At 68.6% G+C, this 22,320-nt stretch carries 18 protein-coding genes; 5 read left to right on the forward strand and 13 right to left on the reverse strand.

Features of this window, described 5'->3' with window-relative positions:
* Positions 1 to 19 precede the first annotated feature (19 nt).
* The 3 genes from ACIBG5_RS22660 to ACIBG5_RS22670 are packed head-to-tail and all read right to left on the reverse strand — an operon-like array spanning position 20 to position 5,076.
* Positions 20 to 2,785, reverse strand: a complete 2,766-nt coding sequence (locus ACIBG5_RS22660; RefSeq protein ID WP_396393454.1) for a bifunctional YncE family protein/alkaline phosphatase family protein — start codon at positions 2,783 to 2,785, stop codon at positions 20 to 22.
* A gap of 6 nt (positions 2,786 to 2,791) precedes the next feature.
* Positions 2,792 to 4,147, reverse strand: a complete 1,356-nt coding sequence (locus ACIBG5_RS22665; RefSeq protein WP_396393455.1) for an ABC transporter permease — start codon at positions 4,145 to 4,147, stop codon at positions 2,792 to 2,794.
* Positions 4,144 to 5,076 carry an ABC transporter ATP-binding protein gene (locus ACIBG5_RS22670; RefSeq protein WP_396393456.1) on the reverse strand — a complete coding sequence of 311 codons (933 nt, stop codon included), beginning with the start codon at positions 5,074 to 5,076 and terminating at the stop codon, positions 4,144 to 4,146. The genes ACIBG5_RS22665 and ACIBG5_RS22670 overlap by 4 nt, the downstream gene beginning before the upstream one ends.
* 314 nt (positions 5,077 to 5,390) lie before the next feature.
* On the opposite strand from ACIBG5_RS22670, the gene ACIBG5_RS22675 reads away from it, so the two are divergent.
* Positions 5,391 to 7,448 (forward strand): HelD family protein, encoded by a 2,058-nt coding sequence (locus ACIBG5_RS22675; RefSeq protein WP_396393457.1) that lies wholly within the window; start codon positions 5,391 to 5,393, stop codon positions 7,446 to 7,448.
* Here the strand turns inward: ACIBG5_RS22675 and ACIBG5_RS22680 are convergent.
* Together ACIBG5_RS22680 and ACIBG5_RS22685 are read right to left on the reverse strand one after the other, a co-directional pair.
* Positions 7,438 to 7,764, reverse strand: a complete 327-nt coding sequence (locus ACIBG5_RS22680; RefSeq protein ID WP_396393632.1) for an enoyl-CoA hydratase/isomerase family protein — start codon at positions 7,762 to 7,764, stop codon at positions 7,438 to 7,440. The two genes, ACIBG5_RS22675 and ACIBG5_RS22680, sit on opposite strands and share 11 nt — an antisense overlap.
* Positions 7,715 to 8,062 carry an enoyl-CoA hydratase-related protein gene (locus tag ACIBG5_RS22685; RefSeq protein ID WP_396393458.1) on the reverse strand — a complete coding sequence of 116 codons (348 nt, stop codon included), beginning with the start codon at positions 8,060 to 8,062 and terminating at the stop codon, positions 7,715 to 7,717. The genes ACIBG5_RS22680 and ACIBG5_RS22685 overlap by 50 nt, the downstream gene beginning before the upstream one ends.
* Positions 8,063 to 8,235: 173 nt before the next feature.
* On the opposite strand from ACIBG5_RS22685, the gene ACIBG5_RS22690 reads away from it, so the two are divergent.
* Positions 8,236 to 8,346, forward strand: coding sequence for a hypothetical protein (locus tag ACIBG5_RS22690; protein WP_396393633.1), 111 nt, complete (start codon positions 8,236 to 8,238; stop codon positions 8,344 to 8,346).
* Here ACIBG5_RS22690 and ACIBG5_RS22695 read toward each other — a convergent pair.
* Positions 8,343 to 10,307, reverse strand: a complete 1,965-nt coding sequence (locus tag ACIBG5_RS22695) for a LamG-like jellyroll fold domain-containing protein (protein WP_396393459.1) — start codon at positions 10,305 to 10,307, stop codon at positions 8,343 to 8,345. The genes ACIBG5_RS22690 and ACIBG5_RS22695 overlap by 4 nt on opposite strands.
* Before the next feature lie 3 nt (positions 10,308 to 10,310).
* The gene (locus ACIBG5_RS22700; RefSeq protein ID WP_396393460.1) at positions 10,311 to 10,706 is read right to left on the reverse strand and encodes a hypothetical protein; all 396 of its coding nucleotides are present in this window, start codon (positions 10,704 to 10,706) and stop codon (positions 10,311 to 10,313) included.
* 132 nt (positions 10,707 to 10,838) lie between these two features.
* Here ACIBG5_RS22700 and ACIBG5_RS22705 point away from each other — a divergent pair, with 132 nt between their 5' ends.
* Positions 10,839 to 13,613, forward strand: coding sequence for an AAA family ATPase (locus tag ACIBG5_RS22705; RefSeq protein ID WP_396393461.1), 2,775 nt, complete (start codon positions 10,839 to 10,841; stop codon positions 13,611 to 13,613).
* Positions 13,614 to 13,635: 22 nt separating this feature from the next.
* Complete coding sequence (locus ACIBG5_RS22710) at positions 13,636 to 14,364, forward strand: SDR family oxidoreductase (RefSeq protein ID WP_396393462.1); 729 nt, start codon at positions 13,636 to 13,638, stop codon at positions 14,362 to 14,364.
* Positions 14,365 to 14,366: 2 nt separating this feature from the next.
* Here the strand turns inward: ACIBG5_RS22710 and ACIBG5_RS22715 are convergent, their stop codons facing one another.
* Together ACIBG5_RS22715 and ACIBG5_RS22720 are read right to left on the reverse strand one after the other, a co-directional pair.
* Complete coding sequence (locus ACIBG5_RS22715) at positions 14,367 to 15,308, reverse strand: hypothetical protein (protein WP_396393463.1); 942 nt, start codon at positions 15,306 to 15,308, stop codon at positions 14,367 to 14,369.
* 6 nt (positions 15,309 to 15,314) lie between these two features.
* Positions 15,315 to 16,280, reverse strand: a complete 966-nt coding sequence (locus ACIBG5_RS22720) for an alpha/beta fold hydrolase (RefSeq protein ID WP_396393464.1) — start codon at positions 16,278 to 16,280, stop codon at positions 15,315 to 15,317.
* Positions 16,281 to 16,431: 151 nt separating this feature from the next.
* Here ACIBG5_RS22720 and ACIBG5_RS22725 point away from each other — a divergent pair, with 151 nt between their 5' ends.
* The gene (locus ACIBG5_RS22725; RefSeq protein WP_396393465.1) at positions 16,432 to 17,409 is read left to right on the forward strand and encodes a methyltransferase; all 978 of its coding nucleotides are present in this window, start codon (positions 16,432 to 16,434) and stop codon (positions 17,407 to 17,409) included.
* A gap of 57 nt (positions 17,410 to 17,466) precedes the next feature.
* Here the strand turns inward: ACIBG5_RS22725 and ACIBG5_RS22730 are convergent, their stop codons facing one another.
* From ACIBG5_RS22730 to ACIBG5_RS22745, 4 genes are read right to left on the reverse strand one after another with little or no spacing between them, the layout of a single operon-like run.
* Positions 17,467 to 19,092: an alpha-L-arabinofuranosidase C-terminal domain-containing protein gene (locus ACIBG5_RS22730; protein ID WP_396393466.1), complete on the reverse strand. Its 1,626-nt coding sequence runs from the start codon at positions 19,090 to 19,092 to the stop codon at positions 17,467 to 17,469.
* Positions 19,089 to 20,594, reverse strand: coding sequence for a sulfatase-like hydrolase/transferase (locus tag ACIBG5_RS22735; protein WP_396393467.1), 1,506 nt, complete (start codon positions 20,592 to 20,594; stop codon positions 19,089 to 19,091). The genes ACIBG5_RS22730 and ACIBG5_RS22735 overlap by 4 nt, the downstream gene beginning before the upstream one ends.
* Complete coding sequence (locus ACIBG5_RS22740) at positions 20,591 to 21,421, reverse strand: carbohydrate ABC transporter permease (protein WP_360447553.1); 831 nt, start codon at positions 21,419 to 21,421, stop codon at positions 20,591 to 20,593. The genes ACIBG5_RS22735 and ACIBG5_RS22740 overlap by 4 nt, the downstream gene beginning before the upstream one ends.
* Positions 21,418 to 22,299, reverse strand: a complete 882-nt coding sequence (locus ACIBG5_RS22745) for a carbohydrate ABC transporter permease (protein WP_396393468.1) — start codon at positions 22,297 to 22,299, stop codon at positions 21,418 to 21,420. The genes ACIBG5_RS22740 and ACIBG5_RS22745 overlap by 4 nt, the downstream gene beginning before the upstream one ends.
* Positions 22,300 to 22,320 lie beyond the last annotated feature (21 nt).

The raw sequence follows: 22,320 nt of genomic DNA on the forward strand, positions 1-22,320 counted from the left end.
CTACGTACTACGTGTTATCTCAGCCGTCGGAGTCCGGGGCCGGGATGTACGAGCCTGGCACGTCCTGCGGTGCGACGATCTTGTCCTCACCGGGGTACGGCGTGGCCCAGTCGTGCGCCTGGTACCACGTGAAGTGGTCCATCTGCGCCGGGTTCGCGAAGTCGGCCTTGGCGTCCGGGCCGGTGAGCCGCTGCTGCGACTTCCAGTCGTTCCACTTGGCCGCCAGCTCCTGCATGTCCGCCGGTACCGTCGCCTTCGGCGCGGGCGCCGCGAGCGGGTTCTGCGCCGCCGGGGTGTCCAGGCCGCAGGACGGTGGGGTGCTCAGACCGCCGGTCAGCGAGGTCCGGTTCGGCAGAGCGGTGAACGGCGTGTTGTCGGGGCGCTGGGTGAACGCGTCCCGCATCGGGGTCGCCGCACTGTCCTTCTGGTTCATCGGGTGGATCCCGAGGATCTGCTCGATGGTGCGGATCATCGTGATCTGCGAGTAGTAGTGGTTGTCGACCGTGCCGTGCTGGGCCCACGGGCTGATGATCTGGATCGGCGCCCGGTGGCCGTCGATGTGGTCCAGGCCGGCCTGCGAGTCGTCCTCGACGACGAAGATCGCCGAGTCCTTCCAGTACTTGCTGTGCGAGATCGTCTGGACGATCTTGCCGACCGCGAGGTCGTTGTCCGCGACCTGGGCGGCCGCGTTCGCCGGACCGCCGGTGTGGTCACTGGACAGCCAGAACATGTTCAGGTTCGCCGGCCCGTTCTTCTCGAAGTCCTGCTTCCAGATCTGTGCCCGGTAGATGTCCGGGACGCTGGTGTCGAACTTCGGGAAGCCGTGCACCGACACGTCGTTCAGCGACGGGATCGGCGAGGACGAGACCAGCGGGTACTTCGTGTCCTGCCCGGTGGCGACCATGTTCTTCGTGTCGCAGTACAGGTTCTGCCAGCTCGCGCCGGCCGGCTTGGTCAGGAACTGCTGGAACTCACCGAAGTCGCGCACGGTCTTGCCGGCCGCCTGCGCACCGCTCCAGATGAAGCCGGTCTGCTGGTGGCCGAGCGCGTCGTCCTCGGTGTCGTAGCTGCGCAGGTACTCGCCGGCCGAGGACTCGGTGTACTCCGGGTTGTCCGCCTGCATCAGCCAGTTGTGACCCTCGGCCGAGTTCGTGCCGACGTCGTAGGTGTTGTCGTAGAGCCCGAACTGCTGGGCCAGCGCGTGCTGGTTCGGCGTCACGTTCTCACCGAACTGCGCCAGCGCCGGGTCGCCGTCGCCCTCCGGCATGTCACCGTAGACCTGGTCGTAGGTCCGGTTCTCCTTCACCAGCAGGAAGACGTGCTTGATCGTCGACGGCTCGCCCAACCGCTGCGGGACCGGCACCGGCTTCTTCTTGGCGGCCTCGCCCTTGCCGTTGGCCACCTGGACCGAACCCTTGGTCCAGCCGTTCTGCTGGAAGACCTTGGCCGTCTCGGCGCGGATCACGTTGTCCGTCGGCAGCTTGAACCGCTGCAGGCTCGACGTGGTGTCGTGGGTGCCGTGCCCGGCGGCGGTCGTCGTACGGCGGGCGTCGATGCCCCGGGTGTTGGACACCAGTACGTCGTCGCCGACCGTGGCGATCTCAGCCGGGAAGTAGTCCGTCGGCAGCAGACCGACGTAGCTGACCGGCTCCAGCGGGGTCGTGTACTTGTAGACGGCGACCGCGTTCGCGCGGCCGAGGGTCACCAGCAGATGACCGTCGTCGGTGAGTGTCACTCCGTCGGGCTCGTAGCCCACCGAGGCCTCCGGCCACGGCTGGGTGGCGACGGTCTGGACGACCTTGTTCTTGCCGGTGTCGATGATCGACACGTCGTTGGTCTGGGTGTTGGTGACGAACAGCGCGTTGCCCTTGGCGTACAGGGCGGTCGGGTGCAGACCGACGTCGATGCTCGTCACGGCCGCAGCCGGCTTCGCCAGGTTGATGACGCTGACGGTGCCGGTCGTGGTGGCCGCGGTGACCGGGTTGGCCGGCACCGGGGTGTTGTACGAGTTGATCGTGGTATCGCCCGGCCGTGCCGTGCGGCCGCCCTCGTTGCTGACGTACAGGTTGTCGCCGACCATGATCAGGTCACGCGGAGCGATGCCCACCGACCAGCTCTGGATGATGCCGCCGGTCGCCGCGTTGATCGCGACCACGCGGTTCTGGCCGTTGACCGCGGAGTACACGATCGAGCCGTCGGACGAGAACACGGCCTCGCCGACCAGTGCGTGCTTGGGCCCGTCGGCCGGGATCGAGACGAACGTCGGGTTGGCCAGGCTGCCGTCCGGGTTCACGGTGAACCTGCGGTAGCCGTCGGTCTGCCCGAGCCACAGCTGCGACCCGTCGGGGGAGTACGTCGGGCCTTCCTGGCCGATGTCGTTGCCAGGGATGCGCAGATTCGCCGCGGCGTTGTTGCCGATCAGCTGCTGCACCTTCCAGTCCTTCAGGTTCACGATCGCCAGCGCCATGCCGCCGTCGGTGATCGAGGCCGCGACGTGGGTGCCGTCGGGGCTGACCGAGGAGGACATGATCTTGCCTGGCTGAAGGAGGAGGCGCTCGCCGATCGGCTTGAGGTACTGGTCGCTGGAGATGACCAGACCCTTGTCGGTGGTGTCGCCGACGTGGGACGTTCCGAACTGCGTGGTCTGGGCTGAGCCGGTACCGGCGGCGAGGACGGCGACAACGGTGGCGCCTGCCGTGACGAGTGGTACGCGGCGGCCGATGCGTCGACCGAGAAGGCCCGGGGGCTTCTTCTCGACACGCCGGCGGAGGCGTGTTACCTGCATCTTGGGTTATCCCTTCGGGGTGGGTAGCAGGTCGACGTTGCCGTCGAACTGCCATAGGGGGTTGGGTGCGTCGCCGATCGGCGTCCGGACCAGGAAGAAGCCGTTGACTTCCTTCGGTCCGTCGCCGTCGGCCATGAAGCGCCCATCTGCGGTGATGTCCAGTTGGTAGATGGCTTGCCCGGTCGCCGCGACGTCGGGCAGATGCCACGAGACGACGCAACGCCAGTCGTTGCCGGGTCCCACCGGGTCGACCTTGCCGTCGCCCTTGGTGCACGCCGTCGAAGCCTGCAGTTGCGCTTCGGTGACGTCGGGACGGTTGAGCTCCTTGGTCTGCACCCGGTAGAGGTGGGCGAACGCGGTCGACACGCCGGCCTCGACCTTGGCCTGCTGGATGCCGGCCGTCGCCGAGGCCGTCACCGCGGCGAGGATCGCGATGGTGACGGCGAGCAGACCGACCAGCGGTACCAGGCCGACGGTGATCGCGCGCCGGCCCGAACCGTCCGAGGTCAGGTTGGTGAAGTCACGCCGCAGGAAGAGCAGGTAGGCCAGTGCGGTCGCGGTGGCCGCCCAGACCAGGCTGACGAGGACGCCGATCAGCAACGGAGCGAGTTGACCCGGGCTCGTGAACAGGCCCTTCCAGGCTGTGAACGCGTACCCGGGCAGAGCCAGGCGTACGGCGACCGGCAGCGGCAGCATCTGCGCCAGCTGCATGGCCAGCGCGACCAGCGCGGGCAGAAGCAGACCCATCGGAGACCGACCCAGTGCGACGGATCCGAGCAGGCCGATCGCGGCGAGGGCGAGGGTCGGGGCGATCGCACAGACCCACGCGAGCAGTACGTTCCCAGCGGCGTTGCCAGACGACAACAGGTGACCGTCGAGGCCGACCAGCGGCTGATTGCCGACCGCGATCAGCCCGCCGACCGCGCTGGACACAGCCAGCCCAGCCATCAGCAGCATGATGACCGTCAGGCTGGCCAGTGCCTTCGCCACGAAGATCCGTTGCGGCGAACGGACCGCCACGAGCAGGTGGCGCCAGGTCCCCAGCCGATCCTCGGAGGCGAACACGTCTCCGGCGACCAGCGAGGTCAGCAGCGGGAGCGCCCAGTTCCCGGAGAAGCCCAGGATCACGAGCGGTCCGGCCCACCCGGTCGCGTGCATCCAGCGCCCGAAGAGGGTGTCGACCGGGAGTGAGGTCTGCTGGCTGACCGCGGCGACGAACAGCGCGGGTGCGATCCAGCAGGCGACGACGATCAGACGGATCCGCCACTGCGAGGTCAGCTTGACCAGTTCGAACCGGTAGCCGCGGGCCACCGAGACGGGATGGGCGACGGCCGGACGGGCGTCGGCGACGGTCGCGGTCACTGGCCCGCCTCCTGCTGCTCGGTGAGGGCGAGGAACGCTGCCTCGAGGGGCGACACGACGGGTGCGAACTCGCGCACCGCGATGCCGGCATGCACCAGCCGTACGACGAGGTCGTCGAGCGCTTGCACCAGTCCACGAACAACGAAGAGGTCGTCGTTCGGCGACACGGCCTCGTCGACGGTGATCCCGTCGGTGTCGCCTGCCACCTTGCGGGCGGCCTCTGCATCGGAGGTGACCAGGCGATAGTCGAGTTCACCGTTCTCGGCCGCGAGTTTGCTCAGCGGTCCGGTGAAGACGATGCGTCCGGTGTTGAGAATGGTCACCTCGGAACACAGGGCCTCGACATCGTCCATGCGGTGACTCGAGAGCACGACAGTCGTTCCCTCGGCCGCCAGCCGGTTGAGAACACTGTGGACGTGCCTCTTGCCTGCCGGGTCGAGGCCGTTGGACGGCTCGTCGAGCACGATCAGCCGCGGCTTGGTGAGTAGCGCGGCGGCGAGTCCGAGTCGCTGCCGCATGCCGAGGGAGAAGCCACGGGTCCGGTCGTCCGCGACATCGGTGAGGCCGACCTCGCCGAGGACGGCGTCGATTCCGGCCGTCTCGGTACCGCCGCGGAGATCGGCCAAGGCGGCGAGGTTCTGCCGGGCCGTCAGCGACGGGTAGAGACCGGGCCCGTCGACGAAGCCGGCCACGCCTTCGGGTGCGGCCAGCGCGCGGCCGACCGGCGTACCCAGAATCTCGAGGGTGCCGCTGTCGGCGACGGCCAGACCGAGCAGCAGACCGAGCAGTGTCGTTTTGCCGGCGCCGTTCGGCCCGACGAGGCCGTGGATCTGTCCCTGCGCGACATTCAGGTCGATGCCGTCGAGGGCGACGACCTCACCGAACGCCTTGGTGATCCCGCGAGCCCGGACCGCGATGAGTGCGTCCATGCATCCCTTCCTTCATAACCTCAAGGAACTTAGGAAGTGCAGACGACGCCCACGGGGGCCCTGAGGTTAACGGTGAGAGAACGAGCGGCAACCGATTTCCATCGGTCCCAAATGTAAGGCCGAATCGGGCCGCGGGTAATTCGGTAGCGGCGCGTCGGGGCCGCTGGTAACGTCCTCGGCCTGTCTTTTCGGGTGGCTTCTCTGCACTGTGTGAAGGATCGAATCGAACCGGATGGTTCTCCGGGGCGGGACCCTGTTGATCGCCGCCAGTCCGTCGTTCGTCCGTCTGCCAACACGAGTCGAGGCTCCTTTCGATGGTCGATTCCGCACCCAGCCCTGCCGGCACCGATGAACTCGAGGCCGAACGGGCCTTCCTGACCGAGGCGCGCGCCGCGCTGGCCCGCATGTACGGCGACGTCTTCGGTCGCGAGATCCCGGTGATCGGGGGTGAGGACAACGACGAGCGCTTCACCAACGAGGCCAACCAGCGCGCGTACGAGCAGCGGACCCGGGCGCTGATCGACCTGCCCGACGTGCCGCTGTTCTTCGGGCGGCTGGACTACGAGGCCGGCGCGATCGAGGAGCTCGACCGGATCTACATCGGCCGCCGGCATGTGCACGACGGGAGTGGCGCACCGCTCGTCATCGACTGGCGCGCGCCGGTGTCGGTGCCGTTCTACCGGGCCACCCACAGCGACCGGCAGCGAGTCCTGCTGCGGCGCCGGTACGGCTTCTCCGACCATGCAGAGTTGACCGGTTTCGAGGACGAGCCGTTGATCGGGACCGTCGTGGCCGACCAGGCCGACGCGTTCCTGCGCGCCGAGATCGAGCGCCCGCGCACCGGGCCGATGCGCGACATCGTGGCCACCATCCAGCCGGAGCAGGACGACCTGGTCCGTGCGCCGCTGCATCCGTCCGTCTGCGTGCAGGGTGCGCCCGGCACAGGGAAGACCGCCGTCGGCCTGCACAGGGTGGCCTATCTTCTCTACACCGAACGGGAACGGCTCAGCCGCGGCGGCGTCGTGATCGTCGGGCCGAACCGCTCGTTCCTGTCCTACATCCGCAAGGTCCTGCCCGCGCTCGGCGAGGTCGACGTACGGCAGACGACCATCGACGAATGGATCAGTCAGGCTGCCGTGGCGGTCGACGAACCGGAGGCCGCGCGGGTCAAGGGCGATGCCCGGATGGCCACCGTGCTGCACCGTGCCTTGTGGTCGTACGTCGGTACGCCGACCGCCGGAGTCCTGTACAGCAAGGGATCCCGGCGCTACCGCGTGCACGAGGACGAGGTCAGCGAGATCGTGTCGTCGCTGCGCGAGTCGACGCGGTACGCGCCGGGCCGCAATGCTCTGGCCCAGCGGATCGCGCACGTCGTCCTGGTCCGGATGGAAGAGCGCGCGGAGTCGCCGGACGACCGCGTGCAGAATGCCGTCGCCCGCTCCAAGCCCGTGCGCCAGGTGCAGGACGCGGTCTGGCCGCGAGTGTTTCCCGAGCAGGTGCTGCATCGGCTGTTCTCCGATGCCGACTTCCTCGCGCAGACCGCCGGCGACGAGCTCACCGCGGACGAACGCGCCGCGCTGCTGTGGACCAAGCCTGCGCGGTCCTGGAAATCCGCGAAGTGGTCGGCCGCCGACACCGTGCTGCTCGACGAACTCGAGGACTCGATCGAACGCAGCAGCGGCTCACTCGGCCACCTCGTCCTGGACGAGGCACAGGACTTGTCGGCCATGCAGTTGCGCGCGCTCGGCAGGCGCTGCCGCACTGGCTCGGCCACCGTCCTCGGCGACCTCGCCCAGGCGACGACCGCGTGGGCCGCAGGCTCCTGGGATCGCGTCCTCGGTCACCTCGAGAAGTCCGACGCCGTGGTGGCCGAGCTCGATCGGGGCTTCCGGGTCCCGGCCCAGATCATCGACTTCGCCGCGAAGTTGCTGCCGGACATCGCGCCCACGCTTGGCGTACCGACCGGTGTCCGGACGGTCGAGGATGCGCTGAGCGTCATCGAGGCCGACGAGCGCTCCTTCGTCGACAAGCTCGTCGACGCGTGCAAGGCCGACCTGGGCGGCGAAGGTTCGGTCGCTCTGATCGCGGCCGACGATCACGTCTCGGAGCTGATGGACGCGCTCGTCGCGGCGGGTCTCGAGCCCGCGCTTCTCGGCGCGGGCGAGGAGGAGATGGACGCGACGCGCCTGGTCTGCGTGCCGGCATCCCTCGCGAAGGGGCTCGAGTTCGACGCGGTCGTGGTCGCCGAGCCGGCCCGGATCGTCGCCGCCGAACCGCGCGGCCTCCACCGCCTGTACGTCGTTCTGACCCGAGCCGTCAGCCGCCTCCACATCATCCACACCGAGCCACTGCCGGCCGCCTTCAGTCAGTAGCGCTGGGGAAGGCCGGGCCGCGCTTGTCGAGGAAGGCTTCGATTCCTTCCTTGGCGTCGGGCGTGCTGACCGCGGCGCGGATCGTCAATGCCTCGCGGCGCATGGCTTCCGCGGGGGCGGGGGTGGCGGTCATGCGGAGCAGGCGCTTGGCCACCACCTGAGCGGACCGCGAGCCGGTCAGCAGCACGTCGACCACGCGGTCCACGGCTGCCATGAGCTCGTTGTCCGGATGGACCTCTGCGACGAGGCCGGCGGCCTTCGCTTCCTCAGCCGTGAGGAGTGGGTTGAGGAGGGTGAGGTACAGGGCTCGGTGCAGTCCGAACGAGGCTGGTGCCTCCGTCCGGGGACAGCCCGACCTTGGTGTAGGCGATCGAGAACCTTGCCGAGTCCGCGGCCAGTACGACGTCCGCCGCGGCCGCCAACGCGACACCGGCACCGGCGGTGACCCCGGCCATGACCGAGACGACGATCGCGTTGAGGTTGTGCAGATCGCTGATCGCCCGATGCAGGGTCTCGGCCAGATCCTCGACGTACTGTTCGCGATCGTCCGCGGCGGAGATCGCGAGCAGGTCGCCACCGACGCTGAACGCATCGCCGTCGGCCGCGAGCACCACGACGCGGACATCGTCGACCCGGGCCTGGCGGAGTGCGGTGCCGAGTTCCTACAGGGTGTCGAGGTCGAGCGCGTTGCGCCGATCCGGCCGGGCCAGCGTGATGTACGCCGCCCCGCGGCTGCTGCGATAGCGGATCGTCATACCGGCAACACCGGCGTGCGCGCCAACTCCGCCTGTGCACCGCGCTGTCCCAGTGGTTCCAGGCCGGCGGACCGTCCACCCCCGAGGAGGTCGCCCACCTGTACGTCGACCTCGCGCTCGACCTGGTGGGCAACCAGCCCTAGAGAGGTACGCCCCAGGCGGCAAAGGTGGCGGGCGCCGCGTCGTAGTACTGGCCGGTGTTCTGGTGAAGCCACCGGATGTTGGCCGCGCTGATCGGGGAGTCGAACAGGCGGAGGTCGTCGACGTCGGCCACGGACGAGTCCGGGTTGTCGCCGCCGACGTTCAGCTCCGTCGGTTGCAGCAGCGCACCCGCCGAGTAGGGCTCGATCGTGAACGGCTTGCCGTCCAGGAAGAACCGGATCGCCTTCTGGTCGCACGATGCCGCCACATGCGTCCAGGTCTCGGCGGCGATCGGTCCCCGGGCCGAACTGAGAATGCCGGTGGTGCCGCTCGCGCCGAACAGCCGCACCCAGAACACTCCGTCCAGGAGGCCGGCGTGCGCGACCTCGGCGCTGCTGCTCCGCAGGACGAGGAACCGGGCGCCGCTGCTGCCGGATCGGCACTTCACCCACGCCGAGAACGCCCAGCCCGGCGGCGATGCCGGCCAGGTGAGGGTCGTCCTCGAGGCACCCGGCCCGGTGCCGTTCGAGCCGAGGGCGGACCCCTGGATGCCGGTGACCCAGGACCCGGCCGCGGTGAGCGTGAGGTCGTTGCCGGACGGCGACTTGTCGTCGACCAGCGTCCCGGCGTTCTCGTTGAAGTGGTAGATGCCGCGGGCCACATTCTCCGGGCGGTACGGCGTGGCGACCGGTGCGCCACTCCAGTACCCCGCGGTCAGCTCCGCGAGGAAGTTCTTCGTGAAGGTCAGGTAGTCGTACGAGACCTGGCCGCCGGCGCTCGCGTCGCCACCGACGTACAGCGTGTCGAGTCCGTCGATCGCGGGTGTCACGTGCGGGACGCCGTCGCCGATGCTCACCGTCTCCTGCGCGTCCTCGAGCCGGACCTGCACGTACGTCGGGTTGATCGCGAACAGGAACCGGGTCCATTGGCCGACCGTCAAGGTCGCCGTACTGGTCACCGAGACGGTCCCGTCGTCGATGGTGGTCCAGGTAGCGGTGACGGTTCGCGCGGTGTTCACGACGACACGGACGCGTCCGTTGCCCAGGGCATCGTTGATGGCCAGGATCGGAGCAGCCGTACCGGTCGGTGCGGTGTCGAGGCGGAGCCAGCCGGAGATGGCGAGTCGGTCGCAATCGGGGAAGTTGATCGCCCCTGTCACGCCTGCTGCGGTCGCTGCGGAGACCAGGGCTCGCCCGTACAGGCCGGTGGTGAAGCTCGCCGACGGAGCGACTGCGAGGTCGCGGCCGTAGGTGCCGAAGTCTTCGGCGGTGTCGTGGTCGAACGGATAGATCGCCAGCTGGAAGTCGATCTGCTCGGCGGCGATCAGAGTCGGCCAGTACGTGTCCTCGACCGGATCGTTCCACCAGCGCAGGTCGTCGATGATCCCGTTCAGGGCCTCGGTGCCGGTGAGTGTGTTCCGCCCGGCCTCCATGACGACCTCGGTGCCGGAGTAGGTGAAGGCGGCCGTGGCGTTGACCGACAGGACCTCGACACCGTCGACGGCGATCGTCACGGTGTCGGTGGCCGGCGTGGCGTCGTACACGACCAGGACGTGATGCTCCTCGCCGTCGCGGATGCTCGTCGTCGTGCTGTACGTCGCGCCCGCGATCCTCGCCTCCACGTTGCCGCTGGAGTTCGACGCGTAGATGGCCCAGTTGAGGGTGCCGCTGCTGGTCGCGGACGCGATGCAGCGGGGTGCGGCCGTGGTGTTGCCGAGTCGGACCCAGGCGGCAACCGACAGTCCGCCGTCGGTGTTGAGTGGGTAGAAGTCCTCTCCGGCTCTCGGTGGCCGGACGACCACATGGAGTGCGCCGCCGGTGCAGTTGAGGCCGTCGCCGTACCTGGCCGGAACGAGCGTCGCCGATCCGAGGATCGTGCCGGGCAGGAAGTAGCCGGCGACGTCTCGTACCGTCGTGCCGTCGACCGTGTCCGCGTTGAACGTGTAGCCCGCTGCCTGCGCCACGGTCTACTCGGCCCGGCGGACCCGGACGGTCACCGTCAGGTCGGCCCCCGAAGCCGTCGATCCGACCTGGTCGACATCGACGGTGAGGTAGTCACCGGCGGCCAGCGTGGTGACGTCGGGAGTGTCGCCGGCGTCGGTGTTGGTCCCGGCCGCGATGCTCGGCCGCTTCCCCTGATCCGTGTAGATCGTCGTGCCGTTCTTGTTCAGGTCGACCACCAGCGCCGCGCCGGTCGGTGCGGTGTTCACCGCGGCCCGGACGGTCTCGACGACGTACGCGTCTTCGAGATAGATCCGCGACTTGCCGGTCGCGACCGCGACGGCGCCGGTCACCGAGAACGTGTACGCCTCGATCGGCACCGCCAGGACGCCGTCGATCGTCAGACTTCCCTGGACGTGCATGAATACTCCCCCCACCGGCGGCCCCCTGCCGCCCGGACGCACGAGCGTACGGGATCACTGAGGGCTGTAGCCAGGCCAACGGGGCGCACCTAGTCTGGAAAAGTTGCGGGGCGGGCCGGGGAGGGGCGGGCGATGCAGGTGAAGGACGAGGGTGCGTCCTTCTGGGGAGGGCCAGACAGACTGCGCGGTCGCCGCTCCGAGTGCGCAGTGTTGGACGAGCTGATTTCCGCTGTTCGCTCGGGCGAGGGGCGTTCGCTGGTACTGCGCGGCGAGGCCGGGGTCGGCAAGTCGGCGCTCCTGGGCTACGCGATGACGAGAGCCTCGGATCTGCGGGTGCTCCAGGTGGTCGGCGTCGAGTCGGAGATGGAACTGGCGTTCGCGGCGTTGCATCAGTTGTGTACGCCGATGTTGCACCGTCTGGACCGGCTTCCCGCTCCGCAGCGTGATGCGCTGACCACGGTCTTCGGCCTGAGCAACGCCGGGCCACCGGATCGGTTCTTCGTCGGACTCGCCGTACTGAGCCTGCTCTCCGAGTTGGCGGAGGAGGGGCCGCTGCTGTGTGTGGTGGATGACGCGCAATGGCTGGATCGGGCGTCGGCCCAGGTCCTGGGAGTCGTGGCGCGACGGCTGATGGCTGAGCCGATCGGTGTCTTGTTCGCAACGCGTCGGTCCGGCGTGGAACTGCGGGCGTTGCGGGAGCTGGAGGTCGCCGGCCTGCGCAGCGACGAGGCGCGGGCCCTGCTGGAGTCGGCCGTCCGGTTCGGACTCGACGCGAGCGTCCGGGACCGCCTCGTGGCCGAGACCGGCGGGAATCCACTGGCGTTGCTGGAGCTGCCGCGAGGGCTGACCGTGGCTCAGTTGGCGGGCGGCTTCGGGCTGCTCGGTACACAGGCGTTGTCCGGGCGGATCGAGGACAGCTTCCTGGCGCGGATCGCCGCGCTCCCCGAGCCGACCCGGCTGCTCCTCCTGGTCGCGGCGGCGGAGCCGGTCGGCGACCCGCTACTCGTCTGGCGAGCGGCCGAACGACTGGGCGTAGGGGACTCGGCGGCGGTCGATGCCGAGGCAGAGGAGTTGCTGGTGATCGGCGATCGGGTGGCGTTTCGGCATCCGCTCGTACGCTCAGCCGTGTACCGGTCCGCGACGCCACAGGATCGCCGCGCCGTGCATTCCGCGCTGGCCGAGATGACCGACGCGAGGATCGACGCCGACCGCCGGGCCTGGCATCTGGGCACCGCGGCAGCGGGACCGGACGAGGCAGTGGCCGCCGAGCTCGAACGGTCCTCGGGTCGCGCGCAGGCCCGCGGCGGGCTCGCCGCCGCAGCCGCGTTCCTGCAGCGTTCGGTCGCGCTGACGGCAGAGCTCGAACGACGTGCGGAGCGCGCACTGACAGCCGCGCAGGTCAGCCTCCAGGCCGGAGAGCTCGATGCGGCGCTCGGGCTGTTGACGACCGCGGAGACCGGAGTACTGGACGAGTTCCAGCGTGCGCGGGCCGATCTGTTGCGCGGTCAGATCGCGTTCGCCTCAGGCCACGGCAGCGACGCGCCTCCACTGCTGCTGAAGGCTGCGAAGCAACTCGAGCCGTTCAAGCTGGACCTCGCCCGCGAGACCTACCTCGACGCCTGGGGAGCGGCGCTGTTCGCCGGCCGGCTGGCCACCGCCGGCAGTCTGCTCGAGGCGTCGCGGGCAGCCAGAGCACTCCCGCCCGCCGACGCTCCGCGTCCCTCCGATCTGCTGCTGGACGGGTTGGCGCAACTGGTCACCGAAGGACGTACGGTCGCCGCGCCGATGCTCAGGCGCGCCACCGACGCCTTCGCCGCCAAGGATCTGTCCCCGGCGGACAACTTCCGCTGGGGATGGTTGACCACGGTGCCATCCAACGTGCTCTGGGACGACGAGAGCTGGTACACGATCAACGCTCGCCAACTGCGGCTGGCCCGCGATGCCGGCGCGTTGGCGCGGCTGCCGATCGACCTGACCGCACACGCCATCCAGGTCGCCTGGCGGGGTGATTTCACCGAAGCCGATGCCGTGATCGCGGAGATCGATGCCGTCACCGACGCGACCGAGACCCGGATCGCGCCGTACGGCGCCATGCTCCTCGCAGCCCTGCGCGGACGCCAGACCGAGGCGACCGCGCTGATCACATCCGCCGCCCAGGACGCGGCGGATGGTGGACAGGGGATCGGCGTCCAGTACTCGCAGTGGGCTTCGTCGATCCTGTTCAACGGACTCGGTCGCTACCCACAGGCACTGGCCGCGGCCCGCCAGGCCTGTGCGGACACGCCGGAGCTCTTCCTCTCTGCCTGGGCACTGCCCGAGCTCATCGAGGCCGGCGCCCGCAGCGGTGAGCAGCATCTCGCGGCCGGCGCTCTCGACCGACTGGTCGATGCGACCGCGGCGGCCGGCACGGACTGGGCGCTCGGACTCGCGGCGCGGTCGCGTGCACTGCTGAGCGAGGGCTCTGTCGCCGAAGGCCAGTACCAGGAGGCGATCGATCGCTTGAAGCGGACGCTCCTGCGACCGGAGCTCGCTCGCACACACCTGCTGTACGGCGAGTGGCTCCGCCGCCATCGTCGCCGCGTCGACGCGCGACGCCAGCTACGCACCGCGCATGAGCTGCTCACCGCGATCGGCATGGAGGCGTTCGCCGAACGAGCCCGGCGCGAACTGCTGTCGACCGGCGAGACGGTCCGCAAACGGCGGGTCGGGACGAAGCGCGACGAGCTGACGCCCCAGGAGAAGCAGATCGCCCTGCTCGCGCGCGACGGCCTGTCCAATCCGGAGGTCGGCGCTCGCCTGTTCCTGAGCCCTCGCACGGTGGAGTGGCACCTTCGCAAGGTCTTCGCCAAGCTCGCGATCAGCTCCCGCCGGGATCTCCGCGACGCGCTTCGTGGCGCCGGATCCTAAGGCCCGCACAGATGGAGGAACGATGACGGAAAAGATCTTGGACGGGCAGACGGTCGTGGTGATCGGCGGGAGCCTGGGCATCGGCTTCGAGACGGCCCGACTCGCGCGGGCCGAAGGCGCCAGCGTGATCATCACGGCGCGCTCACCGGAACGTCTCCAGCAGGCCGGCAAGGAGCTCGGGGCGGATGTCGCCGCGTTCGACGCGACCGACTTCGATCAGTTGGAGACCTTCTTCGGCGACCTGCCCACCCCGATCGACCACGTTCTGGTCACCGGCCCCGGTCCGTACTACGGGCTGGTCGCCGACATGGACTTCGACGCGGTACGCCGTGACCTCGAAGCGCACCTGCTGTTGCCCATGCACGTCGCCCGCCACGCGGCCACCCGGGTTCGTCCAGGCGGGTCGTTGCTCTTCATGGGTGGCACCGGCGGCCGCCGGACGGCGCCGGGCCTCGCCTCCATCGGGTCGCTGACAGCCGCGGGGCCAGCCCTGACGAGGAACCTGGCCGTCGAGTTGGCGCCGGTCCGGGTGAACCTGATCGCGGCCGGCTTCGTCGACACTCCGCTGTCGGCGACGATCCTCGGCGACCAGTTGGACGCCCGTCGTGAGCAACTCCGGACCACACTTCCGATCGGCCGGGTCGTCGGTCCGGCCGACATCGCCAACCTGGCGATCCACTTGATGATCAACACGGCCATCACCGGCGCCACCGTCGACATCGACGGTGGCCAGCAACTCGTCGAAGGCTGACGCTACCCGAACGTGAACACGTACGCCTCGACGCCGGCCTCGTCGAACCTGATCTCCACGGTCCGCTCGAGGACGGCGTCGTCCTGGCGCACGAGCTGGTACATGCGGCCCTCGCGCAGTACGCCGTTCCCGTCCTCGTCGACGTCGACACCGTGTGATCGGCCGGGCGCTTCGCCGTCGAGCAGCACGCGGAACAGGACCGCATCCGATGCGCCCGGAGCCAGCACCAGATGTGCGTCTCGCGCCTGGAACCGGAAGGCGATCCTCCCCCCGGGCTCGTCCAGTACGACGAACTCGGGCCGAACTGTCCACCGGCCGCCGAGAGCCCAACTGTTGAAGGCGAGGCGCTCCGGCAGTTGGTACTCCTGGCGGTCGTCGAGTCCGGCGCCGCCCGGCAACCGCCCGCCCCGCCCGTAGCCGAGGTAGGTCTCCGGCGTGCGCAGCTGGGTCCAGTCCGCCGGCGCCTCGACGCCGGTGCCGACCACCGCCACCGGTTCGCGCTCGATGCCGAGAAGCCGCTGGATGGTGCGCTCCGACTCGACGTAGCGTCCTTCGCCGAAGTGATGATCGCGGATCATCCCGCGATCGTCAGCGAAGTACAGCGCCGGCCAGTAGTGGTTGTCGAAGGCGCTCCAGACCCCGTAGTCGTTGTCGAGGGCAACCGGGTAGTCGAGCCCCCGCTCCTTGACCGCCTGCCGCACCAGATCGGTCTCGTGCTCGAACTCGAATTCCGGCGTGTGCACTCCGATCACGATCAGCCCGTCGCCGGAGTACGCCTGGGACCAGGCCCGCACATACGGCACGGTGCGGAGCCAGTTGATGCACGTCAGCGTCCAGAAGTCGACGAGAACGACGTGGCCCTTCAGATCGGCGGGACCGAGCGGCTCGGAGTTGAGCCACCCGGTAGCCCCGCCGAAGGAGGGCAACTGCTGACCTTGGAACATGACGACCTACGACACCGCGGCGACGCGCGCCGCGTCGCGGTACGGGGCCAGGAATGTTGTCAGCGCCTCGAGCAGTTGCTCGGGAGCCTGCTCGGCGACCCAGTGGCCGGAACCGGGGATGACCACGCTCTGTACGTCGTTCGCGGCGGGCCCCATGCCCTCCGCGACGTGCGGACCCCAGCTGTTCTCGCCGCCGATCCCGAGCACGGGGATCGTGAGCTTGTGCTCCTTGCGCTGCATGTTCTGTCCCATGGTGGCCTGCCATGCGCGGTAGAACCCGAAGCTGGCGCGCAGTACGTCCTTGTCGCGGTTGTACAGGCTGACGTAGTACTCGATGGCGTGCTCGGGCGGTGTTGTCCCGCCGCCCTGGATGGCGAACTCGTAGCGGTAGTAGGCGTCCGCGTTCCCGCTGACCATGTCGACGATCAGGTCGTCGTCGACGCGGTTGAACGGGATGTGCCAGAGCTTGTCGTTGATCACGTCGGGAACGAACAGGGGCGGAGAGTCGACCACTCCGGGTGGTCCGGGCACTTCGGCGACGGCGAGGGACTCGACCCGGTCGCGGTAGTCGGCGGCCAGCGCGTAGCCGATGATCATTCCGGTGTCGTGCCCGACCACTGCGAACCGTTCGTGTCCGAGCGCATCCATCAGCGCGGCCAGGTCAGCGGCCAGTGTGGCTGTGTCGTAGCCGTCCCTGGTCTTCTCGGTCAGCCCGATGCCGCGCTGGTCGACGGCGATCACGGTGAAGTCCCGGGCCAGTGCCGGCATCACCTCACGCCAGGCGTACCAGTTTTCCGGCCAGCCGTGGACCAGTAGCAGTGGCGGACCGGTGCCCCCGACGACCGCATGTTGGCGCAATCCGCCGGCATCGATGATCCGGCTGGTGAACGTGTCCGTGAAGCCCTCCGGCAGGTGCGGAGCCGAGGACACGGATCCAGGACCTGTCGTCGTAGTCGGTTCGGGTGTGCTCATGGGTGTCCCCTTCGCAGGCGACGTCTGGTGACGACGCAGATCTCCACCGTTGCCGTTGTGGACGCCTGCTCGCGCCGGTTGAACACCCTGGCATGCCTCTGATCGTCACGACCAGGGACTCTTCATCCGAAACAGGCGCATGATCAGCGGTATGGATGATCTGCAGGAGATGGTGACGGGCTTCCGGGTTGCTGCGGCGCTCAGTGTGGCGGCGGAGCTGGGAGTGTCCGACGCATTGGCGGGGGAGCGGCGCACGGTTGCCGAGCTGGCGGCCGTCGTCCAGGCCGACGAGGAAACGCTGGGGCGGCTGCTGCGGGCACTGGTGGCCGTCGGGGTGTACGCCGAGCAGGACGGGACGTACTCCAATACCGAGATGGGTGAGCGGCTGCGGTCCGACGTACCGGGGACGTTGCGACCGCTGGCCCGGATGCAGCAGGACCCGGCGCTGTGGTCGGCCTGGGGTCACCTCGCTCACAGCGTGCGCACGGGTGAGAACGCGTTCGAGGACCTGCAGGGTGTCGATGTCTGGGTTCACCGGCAGAAGCATCCCGAGTACAACGTGATCTTCAACGACAACATGACGGCGCTGAGCTGGTACGTCGGGAAGTCGGTCGCCTCGGCGTACGACTTCTCCGGGGTGAGCAAGGTCGTCGATGTCGGGGGAGGGCAGGGGATCCTGCTGGACGCCGTACTGAACCAGCACGAGCACGTGCACGGTGTGGTGTTCGATCTGCCGCATGTTGTGGCGAAGGAGCCGCGAACCCAAGCGGTCGCATCGCGATGGTCAGCGATGGCCGGCAGTTTCTTCGAGGCGGTGCCGCCGGCGGACGCGTACCTGATCAAGTCGATCCTGCACGACTGGCCGGACGACCGCTGCGTGGAGATCCTCCGAACGTGCGCCGCGACGCTCAACCCCGGCGGCGTCGTCCTCGTCGTCGAGCTCGTCCTGGACCGGCCCGGCCACGAGGTGGTGTCCGCGTTCTCAGACCTCAACATGCTCGTTCTCCTGGGCGGACGGGAACGCAATGAAGCGGGGTATGCCGCCCTGTTCGCAGCCGCCGGCCTCCACCTCAAGCAGGTCATCGACACCGGCACCCGCATGTGCATCCTCGAAGCGGCCGCTGCCTAGCCTCAGGTGACATCGACCTCCCGGACCTGCGCGATCGGCGTGCCCGGCCCTCCGGGTTCAGATCAGGTTGAAGGAGAGCAGGGTGATGCTGTGGGGTGGGAAGTCGTAGGCGGCGTCTGTCAGGTCGAGGACGCCGCGATCTCTCAGGGCGACGTTGTCCGGGTTGCTGAGGGTGTTCGAGGCCAGTACGTCGTCCACGTCCACGCCGAGATCTCGGACGGCGACTCGCGTCGGCAAACCCTCGGCGCGCCCGTCGAGCCTCAGGTCGGCGCGGATGGTCGCCGTACGGTGGCGGTTGATCACGGCCAGCCGCAGCGAGCGGCCGTCCTCGGTCTGCGTGGCCGAGACGTCGAGGTCGGGCACAGTGCCGCTGCGCGTGCGGAACTCGTCGGCGGCGTCGCGTGCATCCCCTTGCCGTACGGCGGCCAGCCGCCCGGATGACCGGACGTCGGCGGTCAACGCGACCGGGCCGAGGTGGTTCTGGTACAGGTCCCACACGTGGTACGTCGCGGCCCGCACCGCGCCACCCGGCCGAGCGACAACGACCCCGTTGGCATTGAGCAGGTTGACCGTGTTCGCCATCGTCACGGGTACGTCGTGTCCGCTCGCGCGGTGCAGTGCGTGGAAGACACCGGCGTAGAAGAGCGCATCCGCCAGGGTGCGTGGGCTCCACCGATTGACTCGGCGACAACGCTCGGTGGAGAGCCCGTCGACGTCGCGCTCGATCGTGCCGCCGTCGTCCGAGGCTTGTGGCTCGGGCCAGGTGTCGGGTTCGACGTGACGGATGTTCCACTCGTCCAGCGCGAGACCCAGCGGCCGTTCGATTCCGTGCTGCGCGGCCAGGCCGGCGACGAGATCGGCGTACGTCTGGATCTGCTGCTCGAAGTACTGCGCCTGGGCGACGATCGCGTCGTACTCGGTGTCGCCGTCGACCAGTTGGGTGGTCGCGCCGTAGAGGTGGAAGGACAGGTAGTCGATCTGGTTCCCGACCGCCTTCAGGACGGTGTCGGTCCAGCCTCGCCGGTCGTCGGTGAGGCCGACCCCGACGAACCTGAGCGACGGGTCGACGGCGCGCATGAAGCGGGCGTGCTCGGTGGCGTCGGCAGCATAGGCCTCGGCGGAGCGATGTCCCATCTGCCAGCGGCCGTAGACCTCGTTGCCGAGACCCCAGTACTTGACCTTGTACGGATCCGGGTGGCCGTTGGCGGCACGCTTCCGTGCGTACGTCGTGTCGCCGGCGTAGTTGGTGTACTCGACCCAGCGGACCGCGTCGTCGACGTCGCGGCAGCTGTGCGCGAGATACGGCTCGGTGCCGACCTCGGCGCACCAGGCAAGGAACTCGTCGGTGCCGAAGTGGTTGTCCTCCTCCTCGCCCCACGCGAGCTCGAGCCTTCGCGGCCGCTCGGCGCGCGGCCCGATCCCGTCCTCCCAGTGGTACGGCGAGGTGAAGTTGCCGCCCGGCCAGCGGACCACCGGAAGGCCGAGCTCGCGGCACAGCTTGACGACGTCGCGGCGCAGTCCGTTGCGCGCGTCCGGATCGTCGTACGCCAGGGGTGAGCCTTCGTCGAAGACGCCGCCGTCGATGTTGCCGAAGAACGCCGACTCCAGGAAGTGGCCGTAGATCAGCGGGTCGATCGTGCTGCGCCGGCCGGTGTGGATGTCGATGGTCGCTGTGGTCGTCACGGGTGCGGGTTCTCCTCGTCCAGGGCGCTGAGAGCGGTGTCGTAGGTCTTCGCGCCGACTTCGAACATCGACGTCATCCAGTGGTAGAAGTTGTCGCCGCGATCCCGCAGCGTCGCGTACAGCCGGCCCATCAGCTCACGCCGTACGCCGGCCAGCTCGGGGTGCTCGTAGCGGTTCTGCAACTCGTGCGGGTCGGTCCCCAGGTCGTAGAGCTCGTTGCCGTCGGCGGGGTTCACGATCAGCTTGTAGCGGTCGGTCCGAATCATCCGCTGCGGGTACGGGAAGTGGTGGCCGTGGAACTCCGCGACCACGGCATCCGGCCAGTCGGCGGGGCGGTCGCCCGCGACAAGCGGCAGCAACGACCGACCCTGGTAGTACTCCGGGACAGGCAGTCCGGCGAGCTCGAGGAAGGTCGGAGTGAGGTCGGTGAGGGTGGCGAATCCGTCCTCGGTCCGAGCGGGCGGGTTCCCCGGAATCCTTGCCAGCAAAGGGATCCGGTAGATGTCGTCGTACATCGCCGGACCCTTGTCGTGCAGCCGGTGCGACCCGGTGAACTCGCCGTGGTCGGCGGTGAAGAACACGGCCGTGTCGTCGCCCAGCCCGAGCTCGTCGAGTACGGCGAGGATCCGGCCGACCTGCTCGTCGATCAGCGTCACGTAACCCCAGTACGCCGCGATCAGCTCGCGCCAGGTGTCCGGCCCGAGGCTGTCGAACGTCCAGTGCGAGGAGTAGTGCTGTTGTACCCGGGGCTTGTTGGCGAAGGTCTCCGCGATCGAGACCGGCAGCTCGACATCAGCCGGGTCGTAGCGGTGGTAATACGCCTCAGGCAACAAATAGGGCAGGTGTGGCCCGAACCAGTTGCAGCCGAGGTAGAACGGCCGTCCGTCCTCGGCGTACCGGCGGAGCTGCTGGATGGTGCGCTCGGCAAGGAAGTACTCGAAGGTGGCTTCCACCGGCTGGTCGAGGATGCCGGCGAGCAGGTTGCCGGGCTCCCCGTTCGCGAAGGTGCCGCGGACAGGGGAGTGCACTGCGAAAGGGGGATAGCCGTTCTCCGCCAGATACCGCAGGTAGTCGGGGTGCTGGACCGCGTTGCCCCAGCCGGCGTAGTGCGCACCGTCGTACCCGAAGTCCTTCGGTCCCTTCACCTTGCCGACATGCCACTTGCCGACGTGGCCGAGCTGATAGCCGGCTTCGCCGAGCAAGGACGAGAAAGGTGGGAACGTGTCGTCGAGCTCCTCGCGATAGCCGACGTTGCGCTCATAGTTCGCCAGCAGCGTGTGTTTGTAGGGGAGTACGCCGGTCTGCAGCGTGGCCCGGGCCGGAGTACAGATCGCGGTCGGGGTGAAGCCGTTGGTGAACAGCGTGCCGGCGGCCGCGAGCCCGTCCAGAGCGGGGGTCTCGCACACCCGGTTGCCGTAGCAGCCGAGGGTGTCCAGGCGGTGCTGGTCGGTCATCAGGAGCAGGATGTTCGACGGCACTCGGTCTCCAGAGCTAGGGATCATTGCTTCACCGCGCCGGCCAAACTCTCGACGAACTGCCGCTGCAGTACGACGAACACGGCCACGACCGGTGCCAGCGACAGTACGGCGGCCGCGGCCATCCCGGCCCAGTCCGTGTCGTTCTCCCCGACGAACGCGGACATGCCGACCGCCAGCGTGCGCAGCTCGGGATGGCTGAGCGTGAACACCAGCGGCAGCAGGTAGGCGTTCCACGCGGCGAGGAACTGCAGGATGAACACGCTGACCGTGATCGGCTTGGCCAGCGGCAGCATGATCCGGAAGAAGACCGTGAGCGGTCCGGCGCCGTCCATCCGGGCCGACTCCTCGAGGTCCTTCGGGATGGTCCGGAAGAACCCGGCATACAGCAGCGTCGCGGCTGCGTGACCGCCCGCGCCGAGCCCGAGGACGACACCGAGGTGCGAGTTGAGCAGACCGAGCTGATCGGTCAGCTGCGTGACCGGGATGATCGTGTAGCCCTCCGGCAGGAAGAAGGTGACCAGGAAGACGCCGATCAGGACCTTCTTGCCGACGAAGTCGTACCGCCCGAGTACATAGCCGGCCAGCGCGCTGCGCATGATCACCAGGGCAACCGTGCCCAGCGTGATCAGGACGGTGTTGAGCATGTACGACGAGAACCCGACCTCCGACCAGGCCCGGCTGTAGTTCTCCCAGACCGGCGCCTCAGGCAACAGGTTCAGGCCCTTGCCGAAGATCTCCGGATTGGTCTTCAGCGAACCGGAGACCAGCCAGAGGAACGGGTAGATCCAGACGGCACAGAGCAGCGCTAGCCCGGTGCCGATCAGCCAGCGGGAGCTTCTGGTCGCGATCATGCCATCGCCCGCCGAGCGGCCCGGATCCCCAGCGCCTGGGCGATCGCCAGTGCCATCGTCAGCAGCCCGAACAGGACAGCCGCGGCCGAGGCGTACCCGAGCTGCGGGACAGTGGCTCCGAACGCGGTCCGGTAGATGTAGACCTCGACCACCTCCGAGGAGAACGCGGGACCGCCGCCGGTCAGCGTCATCACCAGGTCGAAGACGTTCAGTGCCCCGACCATGTCGATCAGCGTGATCACCACCAGGAACGGCAGCAGCAGCGGCAGGGTGACGTACCGGAACTCCTTCCAGTTGCCGGCGCCGTCGATCCGCGCGGCTTCGTAGAGCTCGTTCGGGATCGTCTGCAGCGCGGCCAGCCAGTAGATCAGCGTGATGCCGAGCCACTTCCACACCCAGACACCGATCACGCTGTACAGCGACAGCCCGGACGAGCCGAGGAAGTCGACCGGGCTGTCCACCAGCGCCGACTTCACCAGCGCCAGGTTGACCGGCCCGCCGGCGTCCAGGATCAGCGTGAACACGACGCCGACGATCGCGCCGGTGGTCACGACCGGCAGGAACAGCAGGGTCCGGAAGAGTCCGCGGAACGGCGTACTCCGCCGGTTCAGCACGATCGCGAGGAGCAGCGCCAGACCGACCCGCAGCGGCACTGCGATCGCCAGGAACACGAGCGAATTGCGGAAGGAGTTCCAGAACAGGTCGTCGGCCCACAGCAGCTCGAAGTTCGCGAAGCCGATGAACGTACCGACGTCGGCGAACCCGGGCCAGTCGAGGAACGCGTACCACCAGCTGGCGACGAGCGGATAGACCGTGTAGAGGCCGTACCCGACCACCGTCGGCAACAGGAACAGGTAGATCCACCAGTCGTCCCGCATCCGCCGCCAGACGGTACGCCG

Source organism: Kribbella sp. NPDC050241 (assembly GCF_044459685.1).
Classification (GTDB): domain Bacteria; phylum Actinomycetota; class Actinomycetes; order Propionibacteriales; family Kribbellaceae; genus Kribbella.

Bases quoted from the DNA above. Each gene is read 5' to 3' on its own strand.
- ACIBG5_RS22705 (WP_396393461.1), top strand. From the start codon at position 10,839: ATGCAGGTGAAGGACGAGGGTGCGTCCTTCTGGGGAGGGCCAGACAGA.
- ACIBG5_RS22710 (WP_396393462.1), top strand. From the start codon at position 13,636: ATGACGGAAAAGATCTTGGACGGGCAGACGGTCGTGGTGATCGGCGGG.
- ACIBG5_RS22740 (WP_360447553.1), bottom strand. From the start codon at position 21,421: ATGATCGCGACCAGAAGCTCCCGCTGGCTGATCGGCACCGGGCTAGCG.
- ACIBG5_RS22700 (WP_396393460.1), bottom strand. From the start codon at position 10,706: ATGCACGTCCAGGGAAGTCTGACGATCGACGGCGTCCTGGCGGTGCCG.
- ACIBG5_RS22660 (WP_396393454.1), bottom strand. From the start codon at position 2,785: ATGCAGGTAACACGCCTCCGCCGGCGTGTCGAGAAGAAGCCCCCGGGC.
- ACIBG5_RS22675 (WP_396393457.1), top strand. From the start codon at position 5,391: ATGGTCGATTCCGCACCCAGCCCTGCCGGCACCGATGAACTCGAGGCC.
- ACIBG5_RS22670 (WP_396393456.1), bottom strand. From the start codon at position 5,076: ATGGACGCACTCATCGCGGTCCGGGCTCGCGGGATCACCAAGGCGTTC.
- ACIBG5_RS22715 (WP_396393463.1), bottom strand. From the start codon at position 15,308: ATGTTCCAAGGTCAGCAGTTGCCCTCCTTCGGCGGGGCTACCGGGTGG.
- ACIBG5_RS22735 (WP_396393467.1), bottom strand. From the start codon at position 20,594: ATGATCCCTAGCTCTGGAGACCGAGTGCCGTCGAACATCCTGCTCCTG.
- ACIBG5_RS22745 (WP_396393468.1), bottom strand. From the start codon at position 22,299: ATGCGGGACGACTGGTGGATCTACCTGTTCCTGTTGCCGACGGTGGTC.
- ACIBG5_RS22725 (WP_396393465.1), top strand. From the start codon at position 16,432: ATGGATGATCTGCAGGAGATGGTGACGGGCTTCCGGGTTGCTGCGGCG.
- ACIBG5_RS22720 (WP_396393464.1), bottom strand. From the start codon at position 16,280: ATGAGCACACCCGAACCGACTACGACGACAGGTCCTGGATCCGTGTCC.